Genomic DNA, 21,396 nt, shown 5'->3' with positions numbered 1-21,396 from the left:
GGGGCCTTAAAAAGGAATGTAAATCGCCATGTTACTACCCTGGCTAATATTAATTCCCTTCATCGGCGGCTTCCTGTGCTGGCAGACTGAACGCTTTGGCGTGAAGATGCCGCGCTGGATCGCGCTGATCACCATGGGATTGACGCTCGCGCTTGGCCTGCAACTGTGGTTGCAGGGCGGTTACTCACTGACCCAGTCTGCGGGCATTCCGCAGTGGCAGTCTGAGTTTATCCTGCCGTGGATCCCGCGTTTCGGTATCACCATCCACCTGGCGATTGACGGTCTGTCGCTGCTGATGGTAGTGCTGACCGGTCTGCTCGGCGTTCTGGCGGTACTCTGCTCCTGGCGAGAAATCGAAAAATACCAGGGCTTCTTCCACCTGAACCTGATGTGGATCCTGGGCGGCGTGATCGGCGTGTTCCTTGCCATCGACATGTTCCTGTTCTTCTTCTTCTGGGAGATGATGCTGGTGCCGATGTACTTCCTGATCGCGCTGTGGGGCCACAAGGCGTCCGACGGTAAAACGCGTATCACGGCGGCAACCAAATTCTTCATCTATACCCAGGCGAGTGGTCTGGTGATGCTGATTGCGATTCTGGCGCTGGTGTTTGTTCACCACAACGCGACCGGCACCTGGACCTTCAACTACGAAGATCTGCTGAAGACGCCAATGTCCCACGGCGTTGAATACCTGCTGATGCTGGGCTTCTTCATCGCCTTCGCGGTGAAAATGCCGGTGGTTCCGCTGCACGGCTGGCTGCCAGACGCGCACTCTCAGGCACCAACGGCGGGTTCCGTTGACCTGGCGGGCATCTTGCTGAAAACGGCGGCCTACGGTCTGCTGCGCTTCGCACTGCCGCTGTTCCCGAATGCTTCCGCAGAGTTCGCGCCAATCGCCATGTGGCTGGGCGTAATCGGTATCTTCTACGGCGCGTGGATGGCTTTCACGCAGTACGACATCAAGCGTCTGATTGCCTACACCTCCGTTTCCCACATGGGCTTCGTGCTGATTGCTATCTACACCGGCAGCCAGCTGGCGTACCAGGGCGCGGTGATCCAGATGATTGCGCACGGTCTGTCCGCAGCCGGCCTCTTCATCCTGTGCGGCCAGTTGTACGAACGTCTGCATACCCGCGACATGCGCATGATGGGCGGCCTGTGGAGCAAAATTAAGTGGCTGCCAGCGCTGTCCATGTTCTTCGCGGTGGCTACCCTGGGGATGCCAGGTACCGGTAACTTCGTCGGCGAATTTATGATTCTGTTCGGCAGCTTCAAAGTGGTACCGGTGATTACCGTGATCTCCACCTTTGGTCTGGTTTTCGCTTCCGTGTACTCGCTGGCGATGCTGCACCGCGCTTACTTCGGTAAAGCGAAGAGCGAAATTGCTGCTCAAGAACTGCCGGGGATGTCGCTGCGCGAGCTGTTCATCATCCTGCTGCTGGTCGTACTGCTGGTGCTGCTGGGCTTCTTCCCGCAGCCGATTCTGGATACCTCGCACAGCGCGATGGGTAACATCCAGCAGTGGTTTGTTAATTCTGCTTCTACTACAAGGCCGTAATTCGCCATGACAATAACTCCACAACAACTGATCGCGCTGCTACCGCTGCTGATCGTCGGATTGACGGTGGTGGTTGTGATGCTCTCCATTGCGTGGCGACGCAATCACTTCCTGAATGCCACGCTGTCGGTCATCGGACTGAACGCCGCGTTAGTCTCTCTCTGGTTTGTTGGCCAGGGCGGGGCGATGGACGTCACCCCGCTGATGCGCGTTGACGGCTATGCCATGCTTTACACCGGTCTGGTGCTGCTGGCGAGCCTGGCGACCTGTACCTTTGCGTACCCGTGGCTTGAAGGCTACAACGACAACAAAGAAGAGTTTTACCTGCTGGTTCTGATTGCCGCGCTGGGCGGCATTCTGCTGGCGAATGCCAACCACCTGGCCGCGCTGTTCCTCGGTATTGAGCTGATCTCTCTGCCGCTGTTCGGCCTGATTGGTTACGCCTTCCGCCAGAAGCGTTCTCTGGAAGCGAGCATCAAGTACACCATTCTGTCTGCTGCTGCGTCCTCGTTCCTGCTGTTTGGCATTGCGCTGCTGTACGCACAATCCGGTAACCTCTCCTTCATGGCGCTCGGCAAGAGCCTCGGTGACGGCATGCTGCATGAGCCGCTGCTGCTGGCGGGTCTGGGCATGATGATCGTTGGCCTCGGCTTCAAGCTCTCTCTGGTTCCGTTCCACCTGTGGACGCCAGACGTCTACCAGGGCGCTCCGGCGCCTGTGTCGACCTTCCTGGCGACGGCGAGCAAAATCGCTATCTTCGGTGTGGTCATGCGTCTGTTCCTGTACGCGCCGGTCGGTGACAGCGAAGCGGTTCGCGTGGTGCTGGGCATTATCGCGTTCGTCTCCATCATCTTCGGTAACCTGATGGCGCTGAGCCAGACCAACATCAAGCGTCTGCTGGGCTACTCGTCCATCTCTCATCTGGGCTACCTGCTGGTGGCGCTGATTGCGCTGCAGAGCGGTGAGATGTCAATGGAAGCCGTGGGCGTGTATCTGGCAGGTTACCTGTTCAGCAGCCTCGGCGCCTTCGGCGTGGTGAGCCTGATGTCCAGCCCGTACCGTGGCCCGGATGCCGATTCACTGTTCTCCTACCGTGGTCTGTTCTGGCACCGTCCGATCCTGTCCGCGGTGATGACAGTGATGATGCTCTCTCTGGCGGGTATCCCAATGACGCTGGGCTTTATCGGTAAGTTCTACGTGCTGGCCGTCGGTGTGCAGGCGCACCTGTGGTGGCTGACTGCGGGCGTGGTGATTGGCTCCGCGATTGGCCTCTACTACTACCTGCGCGTGGCGGTGAGCCTGTATCTGAGTGCGCCTCAGCAGCTCAACCGTGATGCGCCATCCAACTGGCAATACAGCGCCGGGGGTATCGTGGTACTCATCTCCGCGCTGCTGGTGCTGATCTTCGGTATCTATCCGCAGCCGCTGATTGATATCGTGCAGCGAGCGATGCCATTAATGTAAAAACAAAAAACCCGCCTCGGCGGGTTTTTTATGGTTTGCGCCCTCTCCCTGTGGGAGAGGGATGGGGTGAGCAGCTGTGTTTAAAGTCAACGGCTGACGGCTAAGCTGCCACCCATTTTTTATTGTCCCGCACCATTGCATTCAGGATTGTCACCAGCTTCCTGACGCAGGCCGTCATTGCCACTTTAAACGCTTTTCCCTTTCCTCTCAGTCTCTCAAAAAACGCCTGTATGGTCGGGTTATAACGCACCGCTGACATCGCAGCCATATACAACGCTGCCCGCACTGCACTCCGTCCTCCCCAGATACAGCGTTTTCCTTTCATTTTTCCGCTGTCATGCGCATACGGACACACCCCGACCAGGGCACTGATTTTACGTCTGCTAAGCTGCCCCAGCTCAGGCAGCATCGACAGCAGAACCGCCAGTGTTGTCCGCCCGATACCTTTCACTTCCTCCAGAAGCTTTACCTTCTCCTGCCATAGCGGCATCACTTTTATCTGCCGGTCTATGTCGTCATCCGTGTCCTTTATCTCCGCGTTCAGCCAGTCGATATGCCGTTTGATACCCGTCCGGATGAGTTCGTCGGTGCAGGAGCCGTAGCGGTTCTGCTCCATGGTTCTGTTGTCCACCAGCTGACGACGACGGGATACCATCATGGCCAGACGCTGCGTCTGCTCGTCTGGTGCGGGGCGTACATCCGGCGTCATCCTGCGACCAAACTCGCAGATAATACGGGCATCATTCGGGTCGGTCTTGAAGAGTGTTCCCAGCGCCCGGGCGAAATGTCTGACCTGAGCGGGGTTCACCACGGCGACGGGAAGGCCGGCAAGCTCAAGCGTGGCAGCCAGAAGGTTATGGTAACGGCCGGTGGCCTCCATCACGATGCGAACAACGGTGCGGGATGCGAGTGCATCGAGGAGTTGCTGGTGCCCGTGTGGGGTGTTCTCCAGATGGAGAAACAGTCCGTCAGGACTGATGAAGACGTCAAAAGTGTCTTTGGCAATATCGATGCCGACGGTGGTATGTTCAGTCATGTTCATGTCTCCCGGCCTTGTAATATACGGGCTGGCACAGGCCGCCCGGGCAGCTGTTCGGGTTAACAGGAAAACTGATGCCACGCCATGAGCTCACCCGCGGGCTTGAAAACCCAGAGGGCTAACGGGCTGTGGCATCAGGTGAAACTCAGTGACAGTTTACCCGTCTGTAGACGGGTAACTGAAGTGACTTTAAACATACAAGGGCACCAGCCCGCACAGGACTTAAGCCAGCTGTTTCCTGCTAATCAACGGCCCGTCAATCTTCTTCATCGAGCGGTCCAGCACCTCTTCAATCACCGACGACAGCTCGTTCAGCTCAAACTTCGCCACATACCCGTCCGCCTTCACCTTGCGAATATGATCTTCGTTAGCGTTGCCGGAAAGGGACGAGTGGATCACCACCGGAATATCTTTCAGGACCGGGTCGGTTTTGATTTTGCGCGTCAGCGTAAATCCGTCCATCTCCGGCATTTCGAGGTCGGTCAGCACCAGGGCGATCTTGTCTGTGATCGGCACACCCTCAGCCTGCGCCTGAGCGGCCAGCACGCCAATTTTCTCCCACGCGTCTTTGCCGGTGATGTGCAACTGCGCCGGGATCTCCATCGCCTGCAGTCCTTTCTCCAGCATCGAACGCGCTACTTTGGAATCTTCCGCCACAATGGCGACCGAACCCGGCTTGATGTTGAATTTGGTAGTCTTCAGATTGGTCGCGTGCAGATCGTGATTGGCCGGGGTGATGTCATACAGGATCTGCTCAACGTCCAGCACCATCGCCAGATCGTTGGTATCCGTTTTCTCATCGAGGCAGGCAATGCTGGTGATATAGCGGCCGCTGACGGCGGTTTCTGCCGCGTGCACCTGCTTCCAGTCCAGACGCATGATGTTCTCAACCGATTCCACGGCAAAGGCCTGCACGCTGCGGGCGTATTCGGTGATCAGCAGGATGTTCAGCCCGGTGGTGGGCTTACAGCCCGCCACGGCGGCCAGGTCGATCACCGGGATCACCTGATCGCGTATATTCACCATCCCCATCAGCGGTGATTTCATCCCGGCGGGTTTTGTGAATTCCGGCATCGGCACAATTTCACGCAGCTTAAAAACGTTAATGCCAAACAGCTCGGATTTATTTTCGTTCAGAGAGGTGCCAAGACGGAACAGCAACAGTTCAAAACGGTTCGACAGGGTGAGATTCGCCCTGTCATCAATATCTTTCTGGAAATTATCCATTCTACCCTCGAGAGAAATGCTGACCTTTTAATCGTTATCGGCATTCTGAGAGAAAAATGAAGGGCTAAACGCTGACCTTAGCGAAATCTTCGGCCAGCTCGCACGCCGGGAACACCGCCAGGCACTCTGCCAGCAGGCTTGCGCACCCCCGCGCGTCGTAGCGGGAGCTAACGTGAGTGACGATCAGTCTCCCTGCACCCGCATCACGGGCAAGCTGCGCCGCCTGACGCGTTGAGCTGTGGCCGCGGCCGTTGGCTTTCTCTTCCATTGCCGTCTCCAGCGTGGCTTCGTGCACCATCACGTCCACGCCCTGGGCAAGCGTGAGCGCCGTCGGGCAGGGGGCCGTATCGCCAAAAATCGCCAGTTTTTTGCCTGGTTGCGGTGCGGAGAGATAATCCTGGCCGTTGATGACGCGTCCGTCCTCCAGCGTGACGGTCTCGCCCTGTTTGAGTCGCTGGAACAGCGGCCCGGGTTTTACGCCGTCGGCCATCAGCGCGGCGGCATCAAGCGCGCCGGGTTTGTCATGCGCTTCAACACGGTAGCCATAGCATTCCACAGGATGATTGAGCGGTTGAGCACTAACCCGATAATCTCCGTCATCGAATACCAGGCCTTCCGTAATCTCAACCACCTCCAGCGGATAATCGGTCCACGACCCGCTCAGGCGCAGCGTGGTTTCAACAAATTCACGAATACCCGCAGGCCCGTAAATCGTCAGCGGGTTGGCGTTACCGGCCATAGAGCGGCTGCACAGCAGGCCGGGAAGGCCAAACAGATGGTCGCCATGAAGATGAGTAATAAAAATTTTGTCCAGCTTGCCGGGGTGATACGAGGTATGTAACAGCTGATGCTGCGTCCCCTCACCGCAGTCAAACAGCCACAGCCCGCCGCGGGTGGGATGCTTAAGATCCAGCAGAATTGCCGTCACGTTTCGTGAGCGGGTTGGCACGCCAGCGGACGTACCCAGAAAAATCAGTTCCATAACGCAATCAGCCCTTTGCTGAACGGGGAGGGGTTTAGTATAACGTGATGAACCCCAGGAAGGAGAAAGAGATGATCCAGTGGCAAGATTTACATCATAGTGAGCTCACCGTTCATTCGCTCTACGCGCTGCTTAAACTGCGCTGCGAAGTGTTTGTGGTTGAACAGACCTGCCCGTATCAGGACATCGACGGCGATGACCTCGTTGGCGAAAACCGCCATATCCTTGGCTGGAAGGATGACGAGCTGGTGGCGTATGCGAGGATTCTGAAAAGCGAGGACGATGTCGAGCCCGTCACGATAGGTCGGGTTATCGTCAGCGGTAACGCGCGCGGTGAAAAGCTGGGCTATCGGCTGATGGAAAAAACGCTGGAGGCGTGCCAAAAACAGTGGCCGGACAAGGCGTTATACCTGGGCGCGCAGGCGCACCTGCAATCCTTCTACGGTCATTTCGGTTTTATGCCGGTCACCGACATCTACGACGAAGACGGTATTCCGCACATCGGCATGGCGCGCGAAGCGAAACAGGCGTAATGGCGCGTCGTTGTCTATAGTTAGCGGACTGGTGTACTAACATGGAGAAAAATATGTCATTTCAATCCTGGGATACCCGTATCGACGACGACCTGACCTTACTGAGCGAAACGCTGGAAGAGGTGTTACGTTCCTCAGGCGACCCTGCCGATCAGAAATATATCGAGCTGAAAGCCCGTGCAGAGCAGGCGCTCCACGACGTTAAAAACCGCGTCAGCCATGCGTCTGATACGTATTACTACCGCGCCAAAAAAGCGGTTTATCGTGCCGATGACTACGTCCATGAAAAACCGTGGCAGGGCATTGGGGTGGGGGCAGCCGTAGGGCTGGTGCTGGGGCTGCTGCTGGCCCGTCGTTAAGGCGCTTAACCACTCCCTATACGTGGGTACTGATATTTCTTATGGTACCCCGTATAATATGAGGTTTTAACAGGGAGAGGTTCGCGTGAATTCGATTTTCCTCGCGCTGGAGCACCTGCGTACCCAGCTTGCGCAAGCGTTACCTGCAACATCCGGTCTGCGTCAATTCGACGTCTCTTTCCCGTTAAACGATGCCTTCGATCCCCTCGCCTGGCTGGGCGAGCAGCAGTGCTATCCGCAGTTTTACTGGCAACAGCGTAACGGCGATGAAGAGCTGGCCGCGCTGGGAGCGGTCACCCAATTCTCCTCTCTGGCGTTAGCCTCGCAGTTTTTGCGCGCGCAACACGCGCCTGAAGATACCCGTATCTGCGGCCTGAACGCGTTTAACCCGGAGCAGGGCAGCCTCTTTTTACCGCGTCTGCTGTGGCGTCGTACCGCTGGCCACGCCACGTTGCGCCTGCAGCTGTGGAGCGACAGCTCGCTTGAGGACGACGCCCGCACCGCGCGGGCGTTCTTACAGCAACTGCTTCCTGCCCGGGCTATCCGCCCGCTCTCCGTGCAGGTTGAGCGCGAAACCCATCATCCGGAAAAACCGCAATGGCTTAGCCTTATCGGCAAAGCGACAGAGACGATTGCACGCGGTGATTTCGAAAAGGTGGTTCTCGCCCGTGCAACCGATTTGCAGTGTAAACAGCGCGTTAACCCCGTCGCGCTGATGGCCGCCAGCCGCGCCTTGAATTTAAACTGCTATCATTTTTGCATGATATTCGACGCCAGCAATGCGTTTCTCGGCTCCACGCCAGAGCGTCTCTGGCGGCGGCGCGGCAAGCTGCTGCGCACCGAAGCGCTGGCGGGTACCGTTGCCAGCCATACTGACGATAAGCAGGCGCAGCGTCTCGGCGAGTGGCTGCTGAATGACGATAAAAACCAGCGCGAAAATATGCTGGTGGTGGAAGATATCTGCCAGCGTCTTCAGCACCATACGCAGACGCTGGAGGTATTGCCGGCTCAGGTCGTCCGCTTGCGTAAAGTTCAGCACTTACGCCGCTGTATCTGGACCGAGCTTAAGCAGGCCGACGATGAGCTGTGCCTGCACGTGCTCCAGCCGACGGCGGCGGTAGCCGGGCTACCGCGACAACCTGCGCGTGAGTTTATACAGCACGTAGAACCCTTCAACCGCGAGTGGTACGCCGGTTCAGCCGGGTATTTATCCCCCGAGCAAAGCGAGTTCTGCGTGGCGCTGCGCTCGGCGCGCGTCCGGGAAGACGCCCTGCGGCTCTACGCCGGGGCGGGCATTGTCAGCGGGTCTGACCCGGAGCAGGAGTGGCAGGAGATTGAAAACAAAGCCGCCGGATTGCGCTCTCTGCTCCTAAGGGATTAATACAGATTCGCGCAATCCCGATTCATATCAAAATTCCAATTTTTTCTATTATTTATACTGTGTCGCATTCTTGATACCGGACAATCTCATGTCAGTAAGTTCTTTTAACCGACGCTGGGCGGCGGTGATCCTTGAAGCCCTGACGCGCCATGGCGTCAGGCACGTGTGTATTGCACCGGGTTCTCGTTCAACGCCGCTGACGCTGGCAGCCGCTGAAAACCGGGCGTTGATTCACCACACCCATTTTGACGAACGCGGCCTTGGCCATCTCGCGCTCGGGCTGGCGAAGGTTAGCAAAGAACCCGTGGCGGTGATCGTCACCTCCGGTACCGCCGTGGCGAACCTCTATCCGGCACTGATTGAAGCCGGGTTAACCGGTGAAAAGCTGATCCTGCTGACGGCCGACCGCCCGCCTGAGCTAATCGACTGTGGCGCCAATCAGGCCATACGCCAGCCGGGACTGTTTTCTTCGCATCCCTCACAGACGGTTTCGTTACCGCGTCCTACCCAGGATATTCCGGCAAGCTGGCTGGTCTCAACCGTCGATCACGCCATGGCAACATTGCGCAGCGGGGCGCTGCATATCAATTGCCCGTTTGCCGAACCGCTTTACGGGGAGCTGGACGATACCGGTATTGACTGGCAGCAGTCACTCGGCGACTGGTGGCAGAGTGAAAAGCCGTGGCTGCGCGAGCAGACGCATCTTGAGAGCGCGAAGCAGCGCGACTGGTTCTTCTGGCGGCAGAAGCGCGGCGTGGTTATCGCCGGGCGCATGAGCGCCGCCGAAGGCAGGCGGGTCGCCGAATGGGCGCAAACCCTTGGCTGGCCGCTGATTGGCGACGTGCTTTCCCAGACCGGTCAGCCGCTGCCGTGCGCCGATCTCTGGCTGGGTAACGCGAAAGCGGTTACTGAGCTTTCACAGGCGCAGATTGTGGTCCAGATCGGCGCAAGCCTTACCGGCAAACGTCTGCTGCAGTGGCAGGCGACCTGCACGCCTGAAGAGTACTGGGTGGTGGACGCGCTGGAAGGGCGGCTCGACCCGGCGCACCATCGCGGCCGTCGTCTGGTGAGCGAAATTGACAGCTGGCTGGAACTGCACCCGGCGGAAAAACGTCAGCCCTGGGCGGTGGCGATCCCGGAGCTGTCGCGTCAGGCGTGGGAAATCACCAAAGCGCGCTGTGAGGCATTCAGCGAAGCCGGGCTGGCGCACCGTATTCGCCAGTACCTGCCTGAACAGGGCCAGTTGTTTGTCGGCAACAGCCTCGTCGTGCGGCTGATTGACGCCTTTTCGAAGCTGCCGGCGGGCTATCCGGTTTACAGCAACCGTGGCGCCAGCGGCATCGACGGGCTGATCTCGACGGCGGCAGGCGTGCAGCGCGCCAGCGCGAAATCGACGCTGGCGATCGTGGGCGATCTTTCCGCGCTCTACGATCTCAACGCGCTGGCGCTGCTGCGTCAGGCATCTGCACCGTTTGTGCTGATTGTAGTCAATAATAACGGCGGGCAGATCTTCTCCCTGTTACCGACGCCCCAGAGCGAGCGCGAGCGCTTCTATCTGATGCCGCAGAACGTGCAGTTTGAACACGCCGCGGCGATGTTTAGCCTGAAATACCATCGTCCGGAAAGCTGGGAACAGCTGGATGCGGCGTTAAGCACCGCCTGGAAGCAGCCGGGCGCGACGCTGATTGAGCTGGTGGTGAACGAGGCCGACGGCGCGCAGACCCTGCAAAGCCTGCTGGCGCAGGTGAGCCAGCTGTGATCCTCTCGGGCGTGCAGCAGGCCGGAAAGCCAGGCTATCCCTGGCTGGTCTTTTTGCACGGTTTTTCCGGCGACTGCCGCGAGTGGCAGGATGTCGGGAAGACGCTCAGCGAGTATCCCCGGTTCTATCTTGACCTGCCGGGCCACGGTGAGTCAGGGGAGATAACCGTGACGGGGTTCGACGAGATGAGTCATTTGCTCACCCGAACCCTTCTTAGTTACAACATACTAAACTTCTGGCTGGTGGGGTACTCCCTCGGCGGCCGCATTGCGATGTTTCATGCCTGCCAGCAGCCAAAGGGGCTGCTTGGGGTGATTGTTGAAGGTGGGCATCCGGGCCTGCAGGATGAGAACGAGCGCACTGCGCGGCGGTTATCCGACCATCGCTGGGCAACGCGTTTTCGCACCGAACCGCTGGAAACGGTTTTTACCGACTGGTATCAACAGCCCGTGTTTGCCTCCCTCACGGACGACCAGCGCAAGGCGCTTGTTACCCTGCGCAGCCAGAACAACGGCTCGACGCTGGCGAAGATGCTCGACGCAACATCGCTGGCCGTGCAGCCTGATTTGCGTGCCGCGATTAGCGTATGCAATTTCCCTTTTGACTATCTCTATGGTGAACGGGATGAGAAGTTCGCGGCCCTGGCCGCTGAGCTGGACGCCGTTCGCCATGCGATTCCCAACGCCGGACACAACGCCCACCGGGAAAACCCCGACGCGGTTGCCGCGAGTCTGGCTCAGATACTGCGTCTTCGAATAAAGGACACTCTATGATCTATCCTGATGAACATATGCTTTATGCGCCGGTTGAATGGCAGGACTGCTCCGAAGGCTACACCGACATTCGTTACCACAAATCCACCGACGGCATTGCCAAAATCACCATCAACCGTCCGCAGGTGCGTAACGCCTTCCGTCCGCTGACCGTCAAAGAGATGATTCAGGCCCTGGCGGATGCGCGCTACGACGACAGCATCGGCGTGATTGTGCTGACCGGCGAAGGTGAGAAAGCCTTCTGCTCCGGTGGCGATCAGAAAGTGCGTGGCGACTACGGCGGATATCAGGACGATGCGGGTACGCACCACCTGAACGTGCTCGATTTCCAGCGCCAGATCCGCACCTGTCCGAAACCGGTGGTGGCGATGGTAGCGGGTTACTCCATCGGCGGCGGCCACGTGCTGCACATGATGTGTGACCTGACTATCGCCGCGGAAAACGCCATCTTCGGCCAGACCGGCCCGAAAGTGGGCTCTTTCGACGGCGGCTGGGGCGCGTCCTATATGGCGCGCATCGTCGGGCAGAAAAAAGCTCGCGAAATCTGGTTCCTGTGCCGTCAGTACAACGCTCAGGAAGCGCTGGATATGGGCCTGGTCAATACCGTGGTGCCGATTGCCGATCTCGAAAAAGAGACCGTGCGCTGGTGCCGCGAAATGCTGCAAAACAGCCCGATGGCGCTGCGCTGCCTGAAGGCCGCGCTCAACGCCGACTGTGACGGTCAGGCGGGCCTGCAGGAGCTGGCGGGCAACGCCACCATGCTGTTCTACATGACCGAAGAGGGTCAGGAAGGACGCAACGCGTTTAACGAAAAACGCCAGCCGGACTTCAGCAAATACAAACGGAACCCGTAATGCGTCGCGCGCAGGTTTATCGCTGGCAGATACCGATGGACGCGGGCGTGGTGCTGCGTGAACGGCGGTTAAAAACCCGTGACGGCTTCTTCGTCCATCTGCAGCAGGACGAGCGGGAAGGCTGGGGCGAGATTTCGCCTCTGCCGGGCTTTAGCCTGGAGTCGATGGATGACGCGCAGGCTGCGCTGTTGACGTGGGCAAAAGCTTGGTGTGATGGCACAAACCTGGCGTTGCCGGACGCGCCTTCCGCAGCGTTTGGTATCAGCTGTGCGTTGGCGGAGCTGGACGGCAGCCTGCCGAAAGAGGCTAATTACCGCTCGGCACCGCTCTGCACGGGAGATCCGGACGAGCTGTTCGCGCAGCTCTCCGCCATGCCGGGCGAGAAAGTGGCGAAAATTAAAGTCGGTCTCTACGAAGAGGTGCGCGACGGAATGGTCGCTAACCTGCTGCTGGAAGCAATCCCCGATCTGCACCTGCGTCTGGATGCCAACCGCGCCTGGACGCCGCTTAAGGCGCAGCAGTTCGCGAAGTACGTCAACCCGGCGTACCGCAGCCGCATTGCCTTCCTCGAAGAACCGTGCAAAACCCGCGATGATTCGCGCGCCTTTGCCCGCGACACGGGGATTGCTATCGCCTGGGATGAAAGCCTGCGCGAGGACGATTTTGAATTTGTCGCCGAGGCCGGCGTCAGCGCGGTGGTGATTAAGCCAACGTTGACCGGCAGCCTGACGAAGGTGCGCGAGCAGGTCGCGGCGGCGCACGCGCTGGGGCTGACGGCGGTGATCAGCTCGTCGATTGAGTCCAGCCTTGGGCTGAGTCAGTTGGCGCGCATTGCCGCCTGGCTAACGCCGGACACGGTTCCTGGCCTCGACACGCTTAATCTGATGCAGGCGCAGCTTATCCGCACGTGGCCGGACAGCGCGCTGCCGTGCCTCGACGCAGAGGCGCTGGAGCCGTTGCTATGAGCTTTACCGACTGGCCCTGGCGGCACTGGTGCGCGCGTTTTGCCGATAAACCGGCCCTGAGGCTGAATGACGAAGCGCTCTCCTGGCGCCAGTTGTGCGCGCGCGTCGACCGCCTTGCGGCAGGCTTTCATCAGCAGGGGGTGGCGGAGGGCGACGGCGTACTGCTGCTGGCCTATAACCACCCGCAAACGCTGCTGGCATGGCTGGCGCTGCTGCAGTGCGGGGCACGTATTCTTCCCGTTAATCCGCAGCTGCCGCGTCCGCTGCTTGACGTGCTGATCCCGCAGATGACGCTGCGCTTTGCGCTGGTGCTGGACGGCCGCTACGACGGTCTTTATGCCCTGAGCATGCGCGAGCCAGCGGATACGTACTGCGCTGCGTGGCAACCGACGCGGCTGGCCTCCATGACGCTGACTTCCGGATCCACCGGGCTGCCGAAGGCGGCGGTGCATACCTGCGACGCCCATCTTGCCAGCGCTCGCGGCGTGCTGTCGTTGATACCTTACGGAGATAACGACGACTGGCTGCTTTCGCTGCCGCTGTTTCACGTTTCCGGCCAGGGGATTTTATGGCGCTGGCTTCAGGCCGGTGCGCGCTTAACCGTGCGCGAGAAGCAGCCGCTGGAGCAGGCGCTGCGCGGCTGCACCCACGCCTCGCTGGTGCCGACCCAGCTCTGGCGTCTGCTTAATAGCGAAAGCCACATCGCATTGAAAGCGGTTTTGCTTGGCGGGGCGGCCATTCCCGTGACGCTGACGAAAAAGGCCCGGGAGCAGGGGATTCGGACGTACTGCGGCTACGGCCTGACCGAGTTTGCCTCTACCGTTTGCGCAAAAGAGGCTGACGGCGATCCGGATGTGGGCTGTGTGCTGCCGGGCAGAGAGGTGCAGGTCGTTAACGGTGAAGTCTGGATCAAAGCGCAAAGCATGGCTTCCGGCTACTGGCGGGACGGCGCGCTAATTCCGCTGACCAACGCGCAGGGCTGGTTCGCCACCCGCGATCGCGGGGAATGGCATGGCGACCGTCTGACGATTTTAGGCCGAATGGACAACCTCTTTTTCAGCGGAGGAGAGGGGATCCAGCCGGAATCGCTGGAGCGCGTTATCGCCGCGCACCCGCAGATTAACCAGGTGTTTATCGTCCCGCTGGATGACGCCGAGTTTGGACAGCGCCCGGTAGCGGTGGTGGAGTGCGAGCCGGGAACGGATATCACCCGTCTCCCGACCTGGGTACAGGGCAGGCTGGCACGCTTTGAGCAGCCTGTTCACTGGCTGGTGCTGCCGGCTGAGCTAAAAAATGGCGGGATTAAGATCTCCCGCCAGGCGTTAAAACAGTGGGTGAATGCCCAGCTGTCCGTGTAGTTAGCCGATATCCGGCTCCGGTTTGCGCTGGCGACGACGCAGCAGGCGCAACACCGGCGGCACCACAATCACCATTACTGCCAGCGCTAACAGAACCTTCGCGACGCTGCTGTCCCACAGTATCGACACATTGCCATTGCTGATGGACAGGGCGCGGCGCAGGTTCTGCTCCAGCATCTCACCCAGCACAAAGCCCAAAATCAGCGGTGACATCGGGAAGTGCATTTTTCGCAAGATGTAGCCGAACACGCCCAGGACCACCATCAGCACCAGGTCAAACGTGGTGCTGTGTACCGCGTACACCCCCACCGCAGAGACGGCGGCAATGGCGGGCACAAGGAACCACAGGGGAATGGTTAGCATGCGGGTGAACAGCCCAATCAGCGGGATATTCATTACCAGCAGCATCACGTTAGCGATCAGCAGCGCGGCAATCAGCCCCCAGACAATATCGGGCTGCTCGGTAAACATCGCCGGGCCGGGCGTGATGTTGTAGAGCGTCAGCGCGCCCATCATCACCGCCGTGGTGCCGGAACCCGGCACGCCCAGGGTCAGCATCGGGATAAACGAGCCGCAGGCCGAGGCGTTATTAGCCGCCTCAGGCGCGGCGACGCCGCGAATATCCCCTTTACCAAAGCTGTCGCTGTTGCCGCTGAGCTTCTTCTCGGTCATGTAGGTGATGGCACTGGCGATAGTGGCCCCGGCGCCCGGCAGGATGCCGACGAAGAAGCCAATCACCGACGAGCGCAGCGTGGCGCCGATGCACTGCGCGCCCTCTTTAGCGCTAAAGAGCATCCGGCCGGTTTTGCGCACCAGCGTCTGCCCGCTGCTGGTATGCTCCAGCATCAGTAAGATCTCAGACACAGAGAACAGGCCGATCACGACCACGATGAACTGCACGCCGTCGGACAGGTGAACGCTGTCGAAGGTAAAGCGATAAACCCCGGTGTTAGCATCCACGCCGACGGTGGCTAACCCTAAGCCAATCAGCGCGGACAAAAACGACTTCAGCGGATTTTGCGCCATCATGCTGCCGAGGCAGGCAATGGCGAACACCATGAGGGCAAAATATTCTGCCGGACCAAACGCCAGCGACCACTGGGCCAGCGCAGGCGCAAACAGAATGATGCCGCCAATGGCAATCATTGAGCCAAAGAATGAACTGACCGCAGAGATGGAGAGCGCCACGCCGCCGCGTCCCTGCCGCGCCATCGGGTAGCCGTCCAGCGCGGTCATGATCGCCGCCGCATCCCCCGGCACGTTAAGCAGGATTGACGAAATGCGTCCGCCATATTCACAGCCGATATAGACCGTTGCCAGCAGGATCAGCGCCGACTCCGCAGGCAGATGCAGGGCAAACGCCAGCGGGAGTAAAATCGCCACGCCGTTGATCGGCCCAAGGCCCGGCAGCAGGCCGACAATCGTCCCCACGAAACAGCCTATCAGGGCGATCACCAGGTTTTCCGGGGTCATCGCCACGGCGAACCCCTGCGAGAGGTAAATCCAGGTATCCATAGCGTGCTCCGTTAATTAAGCCAGGCGCCGAGCGGTAAGGTCACGTCCAGCAGGCGGTCAAAGGCGTACCACAGTAAAATCCCCATCACCACGCCAGAGATCCCCGCAGCGGGGAGAGTGGCGTTAAACAGCATGCCGATGACCATCGTCAGGATAGCGGTTGCCACCGGGAAGCCGAGCCACTCAAAGCCCCAGGCATACATCAGCAGCACGATCACCATCACCAGCAGACGCTGCAGAATGCGACGCGGCGGCCACTCGACGGTATCCGGGTGGCGAAGCAGCAGCGCCACCGAGCAGAGCAGCATCAGGCCGACGATGCCCATCGGGAAGGGGCGGGGCCCCACGGGTTCATAGCTGTACTCGCTGTGGATCTGCCAGGCGACAAACATCCCGCCAACGCAGAGCAGCAGCCATATTCCGGCAAAAATACGATCGCTCATAGCGCCTCCGCTTATTTTGCCAGGCCAAAGGCTTTCGCCTGCTCGCGGTAGTCATTCACCTGTTTTTTCACGTACTCATCAAGCGGCTTACCGGTCAGGTTAAACTCAAACAGCCCGCGCAGATCGCGCTGTTTCTTAAACTCTTCGGTCTGCTGAAGTTTGTTGAACGCGTCGACCCACCACTGGTACTCGGCATCGGTCACTTTTGGCCCGACGAAGAACCCGCGGATGATTGGCCAGACCAGGTTATAACCCTGCTCTTTGGCGGTCGGGACGTTCGCCAGCTGCCCCGGCAGTCGGTTTTCTGAGAAGACCGCCAGCACGCGGATTTTATCCCCGCTCAGGTACGGCACCATCTCGCTGAGATCGCCGGAAACGGCCTGAACGTGGTTGCCCATCAGCGCCGTGACCGGCTCGCCGCCGCCTTCAAAGGCCACGTAGCGCATCTTGTGCGGGTCAACCTTTGCCTGCTGGGCGAGAAGGGCCGCTTTCATCCAGTCCTGGCTCCCGATAGACGCCCCTGCGCCAATCACCACGCTGTTCGGATCTTTTTCCATGGCGGTCAGCAGATCTTTCAGGGATTTCCACGGGGAATCGGCGCGCACGGCAATCATTCCGTAGTCGGTGCCGACGGTCGCCAGCCAGCGCACGTCGTCCACGCCGTAGCGGCCAAACTTGCCCTGCGACAGGTTCAGCAGCGAGCCGCCGGAGAAGGCCACCACCGTTCCCGCTTCTGCGGGTCGTTGTGCGACGATGGCGTTATAGGCCACCGCGCCCACGCCGCCGGGCATGTAGGTGACGCGCATCGGTTTCTCGATGGCCTTCGTCTCCAGCAGGCTAACCTGAATCAGTTTGCAGGTGAGATCGAAGCCGCCGCCCGGCTTGGCCGGGGCGATACATTCGGTACGGGACGGAGCGTCCTGGGCCTGAACGACAGAGGTACTCAACAGCAATACGCTTGCAGCAAGGGTAGAAAGTAATTGTTTTTTCATCGTTTATCCTCACGCCGGGGTACGGGTATGGGTCTTTTTTCTGATTATGTGAACCACCTTGTAGCGGTTCCGTTGCGTGATTGTTAAAACAATAACCTTTCATTTCCCTTTCAATGCGGCACCAACTTTACAGGATGTGACATGCGTCTCTTACTGGCAGAAGATAATCGTGAGCTGGCTCACTGGCTGGAGAAAGCGCTGGTGCAGGAAGGCTTTGCCGTGGACTGCGTCTCCGACGGGCGCGCCGCCGACCATCTGCTGCAGGGTGAAAATTACGCGGTTGCTATTCTGGACATCGGCATGCCCGGTTTTGACGGTCTCGAAGTGGTCCATCGCCTCAGAAAACGGGGGCAGACGCTGCCGGTGCTGTTTCTTACCGCCCGAAGCAACGTGGCGGATCGGGTGAAGGGACTGAACGCCGGGGCAGACGACTATCTGCCAAAACCGTTTGAGCTGGAGGAGCTTGACGCACGTCTGCGCGCCCTGTTGCGCCGAAGCGAGGGGCGGACGCAGGAGCGCCAGCGCCTTGGGGAACTGGAGTATGACGACGAGGGCTTTTTCCTGCTGCGCGATGAACCGCTTTCCCTGACGCCGCGCGAGCTCTCCCTGCTGAAAGTGCTGATGCACCGCCGGACCCGTCCGGTTTCACGACAGCAGCTTTTCGACCAGGTGTTCAGCCTTAACGACGACGTCAGCCCTGAAAGCATCGATCTTTATATTCACCGCCTGCGTAAAAAACTGGCCGGCAGCGGCGTGCGGATCACCACCCTGCGGGGGCTTGGGTACGTGCTGGAGTGCGGCGATGAGGTGGGTTAAGCCGCAGTCGCTCTACCTGCAGCTGCTGCTTTTCCTTGGCCTGCCGCTGCTGCTGCTGTGGGGATTGTCGGCCTTTAACAGCTACGTCAGCGCGCTGCAGGCGGCCACGCAGGCTTACGACCGCACGCTGTTATCTTCTGCCCGCACCATCTCAGAGCGGCTGGAGGTGCACAACGGCAGGCTGGCGGTGGACGTGCCCTGGGTGGTGCTCGACAGCTTTGAGCTCAACATGAACGACCGGCTCTACTATAAGGTGGTCGACCCCGACGGCCGGGTGATCTCCGGCTATGACGATCTGCCGAAGATGCCGCCTGCGACGTCGCGCACCACCCTCTACCCGGCGCTGGCGTGGTTTTACCACACTGAATATCGCGGCCAGGCGATTCGGGTGGCGCGTCTGCTGCAGCCCGTAAATGAAGATAATATTTTTGGCATGGCGGAGATTTACGTCGCGGAGACGCTCCAGTCCCGCCGCTATCTTGCCAGCCAGCTGCTCTTTTCATCCTGGGTCTCGCAGGGGCTGCTGGTGCTGCTGACGCTGGTGCTGACCGCGTGGCTGCTGCGCCGCGTGCTGCGCCCAATGCGGCAGCTTTCGTCTCTAATGGTGCGTCGCGAGCCGGGCCTGCTCGCGCCCCTGCCTGAGCTGCTGCCCTGGTCGGAGACCCGGCTGCTGATTGTTGCCTTTAACCGCTATATCGACAGGTTGCGCGGCGTGCTTTCGCGGCAGGAACGCTTTAACGCGGATGCGTCGCACCAGCTCAAAACCCCGCTGGCGGTGCTTAAAACGCAGGTCTCCGTCGCCCTCACTCGCCAGGATCCCGCTCTGTGGCAGGAGAGCCTGCGGGCAATGAATGCCACCCTGGACGACACTATCGTGCTCACCGAGCGGCTGTTGCAGCTTTCAGCGGTGAAGGGCAAAGAGCAGGGGGATCGTCAGTTTACGCCCGTGGATCTGGTTCAGGTGGTGCAGAACTGCTGCTTCTCCCGGCTGGCGCAGGCGCGGAGCAAGGCGATCGATTTAGGGTATGACGGTGTACAGCAGCCGGTGATGATCGAAGGCGATGACGTTCTGCTGGGTGAGCTGTGCGCCAACCTGCTGGAGAACGCGATTAAATATACGCCTGCAGGCGGGACCGTGACCGTTTTCCTGCGCGTGGACGGCGGTGCCGTTGAGCTGAGCGTTGAGGACAGCGGACCCGGCATCGAAGAGGATCAGATCTACCAGGCGATGCTGCCGTTCCACCGGCTGGACAACGTCGGGGACGCCTCCGGTTCCGGGATTGGACTGGCGCTGGCGGGGGACATCGCCCGGCTTCACCGCAGTCATTTGCAGCTGACCCGCAGCGGAACGCTGGGCGGCCTGTGCGTCAAAATGCGCTTTCTGCTGCTTACGTAAAAAAGCCGCAGGTTTCAAATCGTTACAATCTTCCTGTCCGCCGCACGCAGAGTGCTTGATCCCCGGGAGACTCAGGTTAAAATCTCGCGGTTTTGGGACTTCTCTATAATAATTATGCGGGATCGCGACAATGAAAAAAGTGGCATTACTGGGCCTCGGCCTGATGGTTGTATCTGCGGCGGCTAACGCCATTAGTGTTAATGGTTCGGCGGGTCAGGACTATACCCACCTCGGTTTTGGCATGGGTACTGAAACCTCCGGTCTGGCGATGACCGGCGGCTGGACCCACAACGACGACGACGGCGATGCGGCCAGCCTCGGCCTCGGTCTGAACATTCCTCTTGGCCCATTCCTGGCCACCGTGGGGGGTAAAGGTATCTATACCAACCCGAACGACAGTGATGAAGGGTATGCGGCGGCTGTGGGCGGCGGCATGCAGTGGAAAATTGGCGACAGCTTTGGCCTGTTTGGTGAGTACTACTACTCTCCGGACTCTCTCTCCAGCGGCATCGACAGCTATGAAGAAGCCAACGCCGGCGCGCGCTGGACCATCATGCGTCCGATTACCCTCGAAGCGGGTTATCGTTATCTGAACCTGGCCGGTAAAGACGGTAACCGCGATAACGCGCTGGCTGATGGCCCGTATGTGGGCGTGAGCGCAGGCTTCTAATCGTTCCGGCGCGGCGTTCCGTCGCGCCAGTTTCTCTCATCTCCCTCCCACGTTTGCGCTATAGTGTTTTGACCAAATAAGCGGGAGAACACAATGATTAACGTGGAGATGTTATCCACCGGCGACGAAGTGCTGCATGGACAGATTATCGATACCAATGCTGCCTGGCTTGCCGATCTTTTCTTTGAGCAAGGATTACCGTTAACGCGCCGCAATACCGTGGGCGACAATCTTGAGTCGCTGGTCGCTATTCTGCGCGAGCGCAGCGAACAGTGCGACGTGCTGATCGTGAACGGCGGGCTTGGCCCCACCGGTGACGATCTCAGCGCGCTGGCCGCCGCGACCGCAAAAGGCGAAGGGCTGGTGCTGCACGAGGCGTGGCTTTCGCAGATGGAGCACTTCTTTTCCGAACGTGGCCGCGTCATGGCCCCCAGCAACCGCAAACAGGCTGAAATTCCCGCCAGCGCCGAGCTGGTTGATAACCCGGTCGGTACCGCATGCGGGTTCGCCATGCAGCTGAACCGCTGCCTGATGTTCTTCACGCCGGGCGTACCTTCCGAATTTAAGGTGATGGTCGAACAGCAGATCCTGCCGCGCCTTCGCGCTCGTTTTACCCTGCCAGAACCTCCGCTGTGCCTGCGCCTGACGACCTTTGGCCGCTCGGAAAGCGATCTGGCCCAGAGCCTCGATCTCCTCCCGCTGCCGCCGGGCGTGTCCATGGGCTATCGCTCCTCTATGCCGATCATTGAACTCAAATTAACAGGACCTGCTGCGCAGAAAGAGGCGATGCTGGCCCTGTGGCCCGAGGTGCAGCGCGTGGCGGGCGAAAGCCTGATTTTTGAAGGGACGGAAGGGTTACCCGTTCAGATTGCAAAACATCTCCAGACTCGCCAGCTCAGCGTGACCCTAAGCGAGCAGTTCACCGGTGGCCTGCTGGCGCTGCAGCTGTCGCGCGTCAACGCGCCGCTGCTCGCCAGCGAAGTGGTGCCGTTCCAGCAGGAGACCCTGGCGCAAACCGCCCGCTGGGCTTCCGAGAGAAGGGTGAAGCATTTTGCCGGTCTGGCGCTGTTTGTCGGCGGGCTGGATGAGGAATACCTCAACTTCGCGCTGGCGACGCCGGAAGGCACCTGGGCGCTGCGGGTGAAAATGAGCATCACCCGCCACAGCCTGGCGGTGCGTCAGGAGGTGTGCGCCATGATGGCGCTGAACATGCTGCGCCGCTGGCTCAACGGCAAAGAGGTTGCCAGCGAGCACGGCTGGATTAACGTTGTCGAGTCTTTGTTCGTTGAGTAACGCCTGTGCCGGGGCCTTT

The 21,396-nt window shown here is 59.7% G+C and carries 20 protein-coding genes; 14 read left to right on the top strand and 6 right to left on the bottom strand.

Translation table 11 applies throughout. The features are described 5' to 3' along the window. Positions 1–28: 28 nt before the first annotated feature. On the top strand, positions 29–1,558 hold the full coding sequence (gene nuoM / locus V1603_RS19970) for an NADH-quinone oxidoreductase subunit M (protein ID WP_023312532.1): 1,530 nt from the start codon (positions 29–31) through the stop codon (positions 1,556–1,558). A gap of 6 nt (positions 1,559–1,564) precedes the next feature. After that, positions 1,565–3,022, top strand: a complete 1,458-nt coding sequence (gene nuoN, locus V1603_RS19965) for an NADH-quinone oxidoreductase subunit NuoN (protein ID WP_061097547.1) — start codon at positions 1,565–1,567, stop codon at positions 3,020–3,022. A 100-nt stretch (positions 3,023–3,122) separates the two neighbouring features. Here nuoN and V1603_RS19960 read toward each other — a convergent pair whose 3' ends face one another. The 3 genes from V1603_RS19960 to rnz form a co-directional block, all read right to left on the bottom strand. Further along, positions 3,123–4,058, bottom strand: a complete 936-nt coding sequence (locus V1603_RS19960; RefSeq protein ID WP_395313161.1) for an IS110 family transposase — start codon at positions 4,056–4,058, stop codon at positions 3,123–3,125. A gap of 225 nt (positions 4,059–4,283) precedes the next feature. After that, positions 4,284–5,288 (bottom strand): chemotaxis protein, encoded by a 1,005-nt coding sequence (locus V1603_RS19955; RefSeq protein ID WP_116338576.1) that lies wholly within the window; start codon positions 5,286–5,288, stop codon positions 4,284–4,286. A 64-nt stretch (positions 5,289–5,352) separates the two neighbouring features. Further along, entirely contained in the window at positions 5,353–6,270 is a 918-nt protein-coding gene (rnz, locus tag V1603_RS19950) for a ribonuclease Z (RefSeq protein ID WP_395313160.1), read from the bottom strand. Positions 6,271–6,341: 71 nt separating this feature from the next. On the opposite strand from rnz, the gene V1603_RS19945 reads away from it, so the two are divergent. From V1603_RS19945 to menE, 8 genes are all read left to right on the top strand, one after another. Next, a complete protein-coding gene (locus tag V1603_RS19945) occupies positions 6,342–6,803 on the top strand; it encodes a GNAT family N-acetyltransferase (RefSeq protein WP_302219004.1) in 462 nt (153 codons plus the stop codon). Positions 6,804–6,856: 53 nt separating this feature from the next. Continuing rightward, positions 6,857–7,162 (top strand): stress response protein ElaB, encoded by a 306-nt coding sequence (gene elaB / locus V1603_RS19940; RefSeq protein WP_028013924.1) that lies wholly within the window; start codon positions 6,857–6,859, stop codon positions 7,160–7,162. A gap of 85 nt (positions 7,163–7,247) precedes the next feature. Beyond that, positions 7,248–8,543: an isochorismate synthase MenF gene (menF, locus tag V1603_RS19935; protein WP_166711864.1), complete on the top strand. Its 1,296-nt coding sequence runs from the start codon at positions 7,248–7,250 to the stop codon at positions 8,541–8,543. 88 nt (positions 8,544–8,631) lie between these two features. Next, complete coding sequence (gene menD, locus V1603_RS19930; protein WP_163330269.1) at positions 8,632–10,302, top strand: 2-succinyl-5-enolpyruvyl-6-hydroxy-3-cyclohexene-1-carboxylic-acid synthase; 1,671 nt, start codon at positions 8,632–8,634, stop codon at positions 10,300–10,302. Continuing rightward, positions 10,299–11,075 carry a 2-succinyl-6-hydroxy-2,4-cyclohexadiene-1-carboxylate synthase gene (menH, locus tag V1603_RS19925; protein ID WP_395313159.1) on the top strand — a complete coding sequence of 259 codons (777 nt, stop codon included), beginning with the start codon at positions 10,299–10,301 and terminating at the stop codon, positions 11,073–11,075. The genes menD and menH overlap by 4 nt, the downstream gene beginning before the upstream one ends. Beyond that, the gene (menB, locus tag V1603_RS19920) at positions 11,072–11,929 is read left to right on the top strand and encodes a 1,4-dihydroxy-2-naphthoyl-CoA synthase (RefSeq protein ID WP_061097555.1); all 858 of its coding nucleotides are present in this window, start codon (positions 11,072–11,074) and stop codon (positions 11,927–11,929) included. The genes menH and menB overlap by 4 nt, the downstream gene beginning before the upstream one ends. Continuing rightward, the gene (gene menC, locus V1603_RS19915; RefSeq protein ID WP_395313158.1) at positions 11,929–12,894 is read left to right on the top strand and encodes an o-succinylbenzoate synthase; all 966 of its coding nucleotides are present in this window, start codon (positions 11,929–11,931) and stop codon (positions 12,892–12,894) included. Before menB ends, menC begins: the two co-directional genes overlap by 1 nt. Then, entirely contained in the window at positions 12,891–14,252 is a 1,362-nt protein-coding gene (gene menE, locus V1603_RS19910) for an o-succinylbenzoate--CoA ligase (RefSeq protein ID WP_395313157.1), read from the top strand. The genes menC and menE overlap by 4 nt, the downstream gene beginning before the upstream one ends. On the opposite strand, the gene V1603_RS19905 is transcribed toward menE, so the two are convergent. From V1603_RS19905 to V1603_RS19895, 3 genes are read right to left on the bottom strand one after another with little or no spacing between them, the layout of a single operon-like run. Then, positions 14,253–15,767, bottom strand: coding sequence for a tripartite tricarboxylate transporter permease (locus tag V1603_RS19905; protein ID WP_116338595.1), 1,515 nt, complete (start codon positions 15,765–15,767; stop codon positions 14,253–14,255). Between the two features lie 11 nt (positions 15,768–15,778). Further along, the gene (locus V1603_RS19900; RefSeq protein ID WP_014884622.1) at positions 15,779–16,210 is read right to left on the bottom strand and encodes a tripartite tricarboxylate transporter TctB family protein; all 432 of its coding nucleotides are present in this window, start codon (positions 16,208–16,210) and stop codon (positions 15,779–15,781) included. Positions 16,211–16,221: 11 nt separating this feature from the next. Next, positions 16,222–17,202 carry a tripartite tricarboxylate transporter substrate binding protein gene (locus V1603_RS19895; protein ID WP_047363034.1) on the bottom strand — a complete coding sequence of 327 codons (981 nt, stop codon included), beginning with the start codon at positions 17,200–17,202 and terminating at the stop codon, positions 16,222–16,224. Between the two features lie 141 nt (positions 17,203–17,343). Between V1603_RS19895 and tctD the strand changes: the two genes are divergently transcribed. The 4 genes from tctD (at position 17,344) to V1603_RS19875 (ending at position 21,377) form a co-directional block, all read left to right on the top strand. Next, positions 17,344–18,018: a transcriptional regulator TctD gene (gene tctD, locus V1603_RS19890; protein WP_116338597.1), complete on the top strand. Its 675-nt coding sequence runs from the start codon at positions 17,344–17,346 to the stop codon at positions 18,016–18,018. Continuing rightward, positions 18,005–19,414 carry a sensor histidine kinase gene (locus tag V1603_RS19885; RefSeq protein ID WP_395313156.1) on the top strand — a complete coding sequence of 470 codons (1,410 nt, stop codon included), beginning with the start codon at positions 18,005–18,007 and terminating at the stop codon, positions 19,412–19,414. The genes tctD and V1603_RS19885 overlap by 14 nt, the downstream gene beginning before the upstream one ends. A 130-nt stretch (positions 19,415–19,544) precedes the next feature. Further along, the gene (locus V1603_RS19880) at positions 19,545–20,084 is read left to right on the top strand and encodes a YfaZ family outer membrane protein (protein ID WP_395313155.1); all 540 of its coding nucleotides are present in this window, start codon (positions 19,545–19,547) and stop codon (positions 20,082–20,084) included. A 93-nt stretch (positions 20,085–20,177) separates the two neighbouring features. Beyond that, entirely contained in the window at positions 20,178–21,377 is a 1,200-nt protein-coding gene (locus V1603_RS19875; RefSeq protein WP_395313154.1) for a nicotinamide mononucleotide deamidase-related protein YfaY, read from the top strand. Positions 21,378–21,396 lie beyond the last annotated feature (19 nt).

It is taken from the genome of Enterobacter sp. ECC-219 (assembly GCF_043966805.1).
In the GTDB taxonomy this organism is placed as follows: domain Bacteria; phylum Pseudomonadota; class Gammaproteobacteria; order Enterobacterales; family Enterobacteriaceae; genus Enterobacter; species Enterobacter cloacae_N.
This window is presented reverse-complemented; position numbering and strand designations above follow the sequence as displayed.

Bases quoted from the DNA above. Each gene is read 5' to 3' on its own strand.
- rnz (WP_395313160.1), bottom strand. From the start codon at position 6,270: ATGGAACTGATTTTTCTGGGTACGTCCGCTGGCGTGCCAACCCGCTCA.
- V1603_RS19875 (WP_395313154.1), top strand. From the start codon at position 20,178: ATGATTAACGTGGAGATGTTATCCACCGGCGACGAAGTGCTGCATGGA.
- V1603_RS19945 (WP_302219004.1), top strand. From the start codon at position 6,342: ATGATCCAGTGGCAAGATTTACATCATAGTGAGCTCACCGTTCATTCG.
- V1603_RS19895 (WP_047363034.1), bottom strand. From the start codon at position 17,202: ATGAAAAAACAATTACTTTCTACCCTTGCTGCAAGCGTATTGCTGTTG.
- V1603_RS19880 (WP_395313155.1), top strand. From the start codon at position 19,545: ATGAAAAAAGTGGCATTACTGGGCCTCGGCCTGATGGTTGTATCTGCG.
- menC (WP_395313158.1), top strand. From the start codon at position 11,929: ATGCGTCGCGCGCAGGTTTATCGCTGGCAGATACCGATGGACGCGGGC.
- menE (WP_395313157.1), top strand. From the start codon at position 12,891: ATGAGCTTTACCGACTGGCCCTGGCGGCACTGGTGCGCGCGTTTTGCC.
- nuoN (WP_061097547.1), top strand. From the start codon at position 1,565: ATGACAATAACTCCACAACAACTGATCGCGCTGCTACCGCTGCTGATC.
- V1603_RS19900 (WP_014884622.1), bottom strand. From the start codon at position 16,210: ATGAGCGATCGTATTTTTGCCGGAATATGGCTGCTGCTCTGCGTTGGC.
- menB (WP_061097555.1), top strand. From the start codon at position 11,072: ATGATCTATCCTGATGAACATATGCTTTATGCGCCGGTTGAATGGCAG.
- elaB (WP_028013924.1), top strand. From the start codon at position 6,857: ATGTCATTTCAATCCTGGGATACCCGTATCGACGACGACCTGACCTTA.
- V1603_RS19885 (WP_395313156.1), top strand. From the start codon at position 18,005: ATGAGGTGGGTTAAGCCGCAGTCGCTCTACCTGCAGCTGCTGCTTTTC.
- tctD (WP_116338597.1), top strand. From the start codon at position 17,344: ATGCGTCTCTTACTGGCAGAAGATAATCGTGAGCTGGCTCACTGGCTG.
- V1603_RS19905 (WP_116338595.1), bottom strand. From the start codon at position 15,767: ATGGATACCTGGATTTACCTCTCGCAGGGGTTCGCCGTGGCGATGACC.
- V1603_RS19960 (WP_395313161.1), bottom strand. From the start codon at position 4,058: ATGACTGAACATACCACCGTCGGCATCGATATTGCCAAAGACACTTTT.
- V1603_RS19955 (WP_116338576.1), bottom strand. From the start codon at position 5,288: ATGGATAATTTCCAGAAAGATATTGATGACAGGGCGAATCTCACCCTG.
- menD (WP_163330269.1), top strand. From the start codon at position 8,632: ATGTCAGTAAGTTCTTTTAACCGACGCTGGGCGGCGGTGATCCTTGAA.
- nuoM (WP_023312532.1), top strand. From the start codon at position 29: ATGTTACTACCCTGGCTAATATTAATTCCCTTCATCGGCGGCTTCCTG.